General features: G+C 64.2%; 8 protein-coding genes and 1 pseudogene. 4 read left to right on the forward strand and 5 right to left on the reverse strand.

The genetic code is table 11. The features are described 5' to 3' along the window. Positions 1–343: pseudogene (locus EOA38_RS22655) on the reverse strand (arginine--tRNA ligase); the annotation flags it as partial. A 177-nt stretch (positions 344–520) separates the two neighbouring features. Further along, on the reverse strand, positions 521–1738 hold the full coding sequence (locus EOA38_RS22660; protein ID WP_127300305.1) for a deoxyguanosinetriphosphate triphosphohydrolase: 1218 nt from the start codon (positions 1736–1738) through the stop codon (positions 521–523). Positions 1739–1808: 70 nt separating this feature from the next. Between EOA38_RS22660 and erpA the strand changes: the two genes are divergently transcribed. The 4 genes from erpA (at position 1809) to EOA38_RS22680 (ending at position 3739) form a co-directional block, all read left to right on the forward strand. After that, positions 1809–2156 carry an iron-sulfur cluster insertion protein ErpA gene (erpA, locus tag EOA38_RS22665; protein WP_126093394.1) on the forward strand — a complete coding sequence of 116 codons (348 nt, stop codon included), beginning with the start codon at positions 1809–1811 and terminating at the stop codon, positions 2154–2156. An 8-nt stretch (positions 2157–2164) separates the two neighbouring features. Beyond that, positions 2165–2557, forward strand: a complete 393-nt coding sequence (locus tag EOA38_RS22670; RefSeq protein WP_126093393.1) for a VOC family protein — start codon at positions 2165–2167, stop codon at positions 2555–2557. Between the two features lie 7 nt (positions 2558–2564). Next, a complete protein-coding gene (gene xth, locus EOA38_RS22675; protein WP_126093392.1) occupies positions 2565–3359 on the forward strand; it encodes an exodeoxyribonuclease III in 795 nt (264 codons plus the stop codon). A gap of 80 nt (positions 3360–3439) precedes the next feature. After that, positions 3440–3739, forward strand: coding sequence for a hypothetical protein (locus EOA38_RS22680; RefSeq protein WP_126093391.1), 300 nt, complete (start codon positions 3440–3442; stop codon positions 3737–3739). Between the two features lie 42 nt (positions 3740–3781). Here the strand turns inward: EOA38_RS22680 and EOA38_RS22685 are convergent, their stop codons facing one another. The 3 genes from EOA38_RS22685 to EOA38_RS22695 all read right to left on the reverse strand — a co-directional run. Beyond that, positions 3782–4609: a tetratricopeptide repeat protein gene (locus EOA38_RS22685; protein ID WP_126093390.1), complete on the reverse strand. Its 828-nt coding sequence runs from the start codon at positions 4607–4609 to the stop codon at positions 3782–3784. Then, positions 4596–6320, reverse strand: coding sequence for a dihydroxy-acid dehydratase (gene ilvD, locus EOA38_RS22690; RefSeq protein WP_126093389.1), 1725 nt, complete (start codon positions 6318–6320; stop codon positions 4596–4598). Before ilvD ends, EOA38_RS22685 begins: the two co-directional genes overlap by 14 nt. Positions 6321–6613: 293 nt before the next feature. Beyond that, positions 6614–7279 (reverse strand): outer membrane protein transport protein (locus EOA38_RS22695; RefSeq protein WP_189434814.1); only part of this gene is annotated, 666 nt, incomplete at its 5' end.

The following is a 7279-nucleotide window of genomic DNA, read 5'->3' on the forward strand; positions in this document are numbered from 1 at the left end:
GGCCATAGTTGCGGCCCTCACCGAGCAGCGCCGCCAGATGCGCCTGCCAGAACCCGTCCTTCAGCCTGAGATTGACGAAGCCCGGCCCGGCGACGTCGGCGGACGCGATATCGGCATCGGCGCGCAGCACCTCGACCAGCTTCTCGGCAAGAGCGCGCGGGTTCTGTCCGGTGGGTTTCGCCAGCACCATCGCCGCATTGGTGGCAAGGTCGCCGTGGCTGGCGTCGCGCGGCGGCTCGACCGCGATGCGCGACAGATCCGGCGATGCGCCATCCTTGCCCTTCAGATCAAGGGTTTCGACGGCTTTTACGATCCGCGCGTTGAAATCGGCGAAGATATTCATCGGGTATGCTCTGGAAAATTGGTTATCGGACCGCCCGGAAGAGTCCGCTTCGAAACTCGCCCCGATGAGTCAGATGGCGTGGCTTTCGAGAACCGGAGCGGACATTTAAGTCCGTGAGCACCGGAAGCGGAGAAAGTCGCGTCAGATGGCCGCCAGGGTAGAGTTTCGAAGCGGGCTCTAGCTCAAATCGGGCGTATGGTCAAACAATCGCCTGTGCTCCTTGAGCGCATAGGTGTCGGTCATGCCTGCCAGGAAGTCCGCAACGCTGCGCGCCTTGATGCGATCTTCAGCGCGGTCGAGCCCTTCGCGCCATCCGTCGGGCATGGCGCGCGGATCGGCGAAATAGACATCGAACAGGTCGCGAACGATCCGTTCGGCGTCGGCCCGCACACGCATCACTTCGGCATGCCGATAGAGATGCTTGTAGAGAAAGGCCTTCAACTCCTTCTCTTCGGCAGCCATGCTTGCGGAGAAGGTGACCATCGTCTCGCCCGCCGCCCTCACCGCATCCGCGCTCTCCGGCTTGAGGCGCTCGATATTGGCGGTGGCGGAAGCAATCACATCCTCCACCATCAACGTGATCTGCCGGCGCATCAGCTCGTGGCCGGTGCGCACGTCATCGAGCTGCGGGGAGCGGGCGCGCACGCCCTTCAGGATCGAGCCCGGCAGGCCGACGTCCTCCAGCATGTCCAGCGTCAGGAAGCCGGAGCGCAGGCCGTCATCGATGTTATGGCTGTTGTAGGCAATGTCGTCGGCGATCGCCGCGCACTGCGCCTCGATGCCGGCGAAGCGGTCGAGCTCGAGGTCGTGCAGTTCGGAGTAATCGCGGATCGCCTGCGGCACGGGACCCTTGAGCCCTTTCCCGCTTGCGTCGGTCAGCGGCCCATTGTGCTTGACCAGCCCCTCCAGCGTTTCCCAGGTGAGGTTCAGCCCGTCGAAATCGGCGTAACGCCGCTCGAGCCTGGTGACGATGCGCAGCGACTGCGCATTGTGGTCGAACCCGCCCCAGGCAGCCATCTTCTCGTTCAGCGCCTCCTCGCCGGTATGGCCGAAGGGCGTATGGCCGAAATCATGGACCAGGGCGACGGCTTCGGCGAGGTCCTCGTCGCCGCGCAGCGCCCGCGCCAAGGCGCGGGCGATCTGCGCCACCTCGATCGAATGCGTCAGCCTGGTGCGATAGTGGTCGCCTTCATGCGCGACGAACACCTGCGTCTTATGTTTCAGCCGGCGAAAGGCGGTGGAATGGATGATGCGGTCGCGGTCGCGCTGGAACGGCGTGCGGGTCGGGCTTTCGGGCTCGTCGAACAGCCGGCCGCGCGACCGCGCCGGATCGCTCGCATAGACGGCGCGCGGCCGATAGCCGAATCCGATATCGCCGAGAGCGTCCTTGCTCATTCGCCCACCAGTTGACTTGCCCCCGCCCGCTTCATACCTATCATGGGAAACCGAAAGCAAGGTGACGCCGATGGGCGCGGATGCCAAGACTGCCATGAAGGTCGAGATGACCGACGCCGCCGCGAAGCGGATCGCCAAGATTGTCGCTGGCGAACCCGGCAAGAGCGCCTTGCGCGTTTCCGTCGAAGGCGGCGGCTGCTCCGGCTTCTCCTACAAGTTCGATCTCGTCGACAGTCGCAACGACGACGACGTCGCCATCGAGAAGGACGGCGCGACGATCCTGATCGACGACCTCTCGCTGGTCTATATGGGCGGCTCGGTGATCGACTTCGTCGACGACCTGATGGGCCAGTCCTTCCAGATCAGGAACCCGAACGCCGTCGCCTCCTGCGGCTGCGGCACCAGTTTTTCCGTCTGAACGATCCGATGCCTGCGATCGGCGCGGTCCGCCAGGTCGCGCTGTCGGCCGGGCGCGATCTCGATGCGACGCTGGCCTTCTGGCAGGGCGTGCTCGGCATGAGCGTGCATGCGCGCTACGATCCGCCGGGCATTGCCTTCATCATGGCCGGCGATGTGCGGCTCCTCTTCGCCGACGGCGTGCCGCCCGGCACCGTCTATCTCGACATTGCCGGTCTCGAGGCCTTCCATGCCGAGACGAAGGCCGCCGGTATTCCCTTCACCGCGCCGCCCGCGCTCGTGCACCGCGACACCGAGGGCCGGTTCGGTCCAGCGGGGGAAAGCGAATGGATGGCCTTTCTAAAGGATCCCGCAGGCAATACGATCGGCCTTGTCGAGCGCCTTGCGCCGGAACGAGATTGAGGTCCCCATGAAGATCGTCACCTGGAACATCAACGGCGTTCGCGCCCGCATCGGCAACCTCACCCACTGGCTGACCGAGAGCGCGCCGGACATCGTGTGCCTGCAGGAGATCAAGACCCTCGACGATCAGTTCCCGCGCGCCGAGATCGAGGCGCTGGGCTACAATGTCGAGACCAACGGCCAGAAGAGCTTCAACGGCGTCGCCATCCTCTCGAAGCTCCCCTTCGACGAAGTCAATCGCGGCTTGCCCGGCGACGATGCCGACGACCACGCGCGCTTTATCGAAGGCGTTTTCTCGACCGACAAAGGCGCCCTGCGCGTCGCCTCGCTCTATCTGCCGAACGGCAACCCGGTCGATGACGAGCGGAAGTTTTCCTACAAGCTGGCATGGATGGCGAGGCTGGAGCGCTGGGCGCAAGAACGGCTGAGGCTCGAGGAAGCGCTGGTGCTCGCCGGCGACTACAACGTCATCCCCGAGCGCGCCGACGCCAGGTTCCCCGACAACTGGCTCGGCGACGCGCTGTTCCAGCCGGAGACGCGGCAGGCCTTCCGCCGCCTGAAGAACCTCGGCTTCACCGAGGCCGTGCGCGCCGTCACCGACTCTGCCGATGTCTATACCTTCTGGGACTATCAGGCCGGCGCCTGGCAGAAGAACAACGGCATCCGCATCGATCATCTTCTGCTGTCGCCCGAGGCCGCCAACCGCTTTTCATCGGCCTCGGTCGAAAAGCATGTGCGCGCCTGGGAAAAACCCTCCGACCATGTGCCGGTGGCTATCGATCTCGCCTTGCAGCCGGCCTGAAGAAGCTATTCAGGTAACTCTCGCAGAACCCTGATATTGCCACAAATCGCGCGTTTGATGCGGGCTGTTGCGGGGGTTCGATGACGATCCGATTTGTTCTTTGCCCGATCGGCGTTGCGCTGGCATTTGCCACACCGGCGCCGGTGCTGGCCGCCCAAGCGTGCCTTGCCAACGGCAAATCGTTCAAGGTCGGCGAGACAGCCTGCCTGACTGTTGCCGGCGAAAGTCACCTTGCGCGCTGCGACATGGTTCTCAACAACACGTCCTGGACGAAGGTCAAGGACGTGTGCCCCGGCGAAAGCCAGGCGCCGAAATTGCACCCAACCTCGATATCGACGCCGACGCCAAGCGTGGTGCCGACGGAACCTACCGAGAACTGAGGAGCTGCCGATCTCCCCCCAAAGGGGGAGATTTGGCGCCGCTTACTGGTCGCCGTTGTTGCCCTTGGTCAGGATGTCGTCGGCGAGTGAAATCGCCGTGCGGCGGTCCGCCTCGCCGGCGGCGGCGAAGGCTTCTTCCTGCATGCTGCGGATCCAGGGCTGATCGGCCGGCGGAGCCCGCTCAAGTGCGGCCGTCATCATCGCCAGGCCGCGCACGACCTTGCCGCTCTGGAACAAGAGATTGCCGAGCGTCGCCTGCGCGCCGGCATGTCCCTTTTCGGCCGCGAGCTGCAGCCAGCGTCCGGCCTGCTTGACGCTGGCCTTCACACCGCCCTCGCCCTTCAGGAACATCTGGCCGATCTCGAACTGGGCGTTCGGGTTGCGGTAGTTGGCGGCGGCGCGCATGTAATATTCCTGCGCCGCGACCTCGTTTTCCTCGACCGGGCTGCCGGGAATGCCTTTGCGCAGATAGTCGCCGAGCGCCACAAGCGCGTCCGAGACATAGCTTTCCTCGGGCGAGCCCGGCTCGACATCCTGGTCGACGATCTCCGAGAAGAACTTGAAGGCCGCGTAGTCGTCGCGCGCCACGCCGTCGCCTTCGGCATACATGCGCGCAAGCTTCCAGGTGGCGCCGATCTGGCCGTTCTCGGCGGCGTATTTATAGGCCTCGACCGCCTGGTCCTTGTGGCCGTTCTTGTAGGCGGAAAAGCCGAACTGGAACACGGCCCACGGGCTCGACTGCGGCTTCACGCCGGTCTTGTCGTCGAACACCTTGTCGTCGAAGGCCATGGCCTGTCCGACGGCGCCCAAGGTCGCGACAGCGACCAGTGCCGGCAAGACAAATGACCTCAACACCTCAAATGTCCGCATAGCAGTGTGTTTCTTTCGCACCGCCCGGATGGGTGACCGCGCCGTCGCGGGCCGACCCTACGGTCTGCGCATATTTCCAGATCGCGCCGGACTGATAGTCGGTCTTGCGCGCCTTCCATTTCTTTGCCCGTGCCGCCAGTTCGGCATCCGACAGCGCCACCTCGATCGTGCCTTTCACGGCGTCGATCGAAATCACGTCGCCATCCTTGACGAGCCCGATCGGCCCGCCGACCGCCGCCTCCGGCCCGACATGGCCGATACAGAAGCCGCGCGTGGCGCCGGAGAAGCGTCCGTCCGTGATCAGCGCTACCTTGCCGCCCATGCCCTGGCCGTAGAGCGCCGCCGTCGTCGACAGCATCTCGCGCATGCCCGGTCCGCCGCGCGGCCCCTCGTAGCGGATGACGAGAACCTCGCCTTCGTGATAGTTGCGCTGCGTGACCGCTTCGAAGCACTCCTCTTCCGAATCGAAGCAGCGCGCCGGGCCTGAGAATTTCAGCTCCGACATGCCGGCGACCTTCACGATCGCGCCTTCGGGGGCAAGGTTGCCCTTCAAGCCCACAACGCCGCCTGTCTTGGTGATTGGCCGATTGGCGGGACGCACAACATCCTGGCTGTCATTCCAGGCAACATGCTCCATGTTTTCGGCCAAAGTGCGGCCAGTGACCGTCATGCAATCGCCGTGCAGGTAGCCGTGGTCGAGCAGCGTCTTCATCAGGAGTGGAATGCCGCCGGCCTCGAACATGTCCTTGGCGACATATTTGCCGCCGGGCTTGAGATCGGCGATGTAGGGCGTCTTCTCGAAGATCGCCGCCACGTCGAAAAGGTCGAACTTGATGCCGGCCTCATGCGCGATCGCCGGCAGATGCAGCGCCGCGTTGGTCGAGCCGCCGGTGGCCGACACGACCGTCGCGGCATTCTCCAGCGCCTTGCGGGTGATGATGTCGCGCGGCCGGATGTTCTTGGCGATCAGCTCCATGACCTTCTCGCCGGAGGCGAAATTGAAGCGGTCGCGCATCTCGTAGGGCGCCGGCGCGCCGCAGGAATAGGGCAAAGCCAGGCCGATCGCCTCGGCGACGGTCGCCATGGTGTTGGCGGTGAACTGGGCGCCGCAGGAACCCGCCGACGGACAGGCCGCCTGCTCTATCTCGAGCAGTTCCGCATCGGAGATCGTGCCGACCGAATGCTGGCCGACCGCCTCGAACACGTCCTGCACGGTGATCTGCCGGCCGCGATAGCTGCCGGGCAGGATCGAGCCGCCATAGATGAAGATCGACGGCACGTTGAGGCGGACCATCGCCATCATCATGCCGGGCAGCGACTTGTCGCAGCCGGCCAAGCCGACCAGCGCGTCGTAGCAATGGCCGCGCATGGTGAGCTCGACCGAATCGGCGATCACCTCGCGCGACACCAGCGACGACTTCATGCCCTGATGGCCCATGGCGATGCCGTCGGTGACGGTGATGGTGCAGAATTCGCGCGGCGTGCCGTTGGCGGCCGCTACGCCCTTCTTGACCACCTGCGCCTGGCGCATCAGCGAGATGTTGCAGGGCGCGGCCTCGTTCCAGCAACTGGCGACGCCGACCAGCGGCTGCGCGATCTCGGCCGCCGACAGTCCCATGGCGTAGAGGTACGAGCGATGCGGCGCGCGCGCCGGACCAACGGTCACGTAGCGGCTGGGCAGCTTGGCCTTGGAGATCACCCTGGCGTCCATACTCGTCCTTGCCGCCCCTCAATGCGGCCTGCCTCATCGCCGGGCCAACCTGGCACGCATCCCGAGACCTATTCGAGTTGCTCCGGGTTTATGGCGGGAAATGGGCAGTTCCCCCGACCTGACTTCTAGCGCAGGGGTTGTTCATAAACTGTTGCTAAAACGTCACAATTGTGAAGGGCGCGGTTTGTGACCCGCATATGCAACATAACGTCGGCCGATCGGGCCAGGCCGTTGATTGCACAACGAAAAAGGCCGGGCATTGCCCGGCTTTTTTCCCAATCCTTCGTGGCGACTTAGAACTTGATCTTTACGCCGCCCGAAATCGCGGTGACCAGATCGTTGCCGAAGTCGTAGCTGGCATCCGCCCCGACGACTTTGCCGTTCTCGCCAATCAATATCCCTGAATGGCCGCTGGTCATCACGCCAATCGCACCAGCCAGCCGAACCTCGATATTCGGCTTCGGCGTGTAGGCGACGCCGCCGCCCAGCGTCCAGGTATCGGTCTGGGCACCATAACCATGCGAGGTGCCGCGATCCCAAGAAAGCTGACCAGCGGCGCTCCACTGATCGTTGAACTTGTGGCCGATGCCGCCTGAAACCGTCCAGCCGTCCCGATACATCAGGTCAAGCGAGGTCACCTCTGCTGGAGAATTCGTGAAGCAAAGCGCGGCGGGAACACCCACAGGGCAGATCGGCACGCTCTGCAGCACGCTCCAGTTGACCCACTTGATCGAACCGAAGGCGAGCCAGCCCGGCGCGACGCCCGACTGTAATTTCAATTCCACCACATCCGGCATGTATTGCGTCGAGCCGTAGATCGGGATCGTACCCAAGCCAACATTCGTCAAGTCCAGCGTGCCCGAGATGTTGTCGAGCTTGACCTTCGAATTGTAGACGAGGCTCGCGCGCAGCGCGATGTCAGGGATTTCATAGGCGATGCCGGCGCGCCAGCCCCAGCC

The organism is Mesorhizobium sp. M1E.F.Ca.ET.041.01.1.1, assembly GCF_003997355.1.
GTDB lineage: Bacteria > Pseudomonadota > Alphaproteobacteria > Rhizobiales > Rhizobiaceae > Mesorhizobium.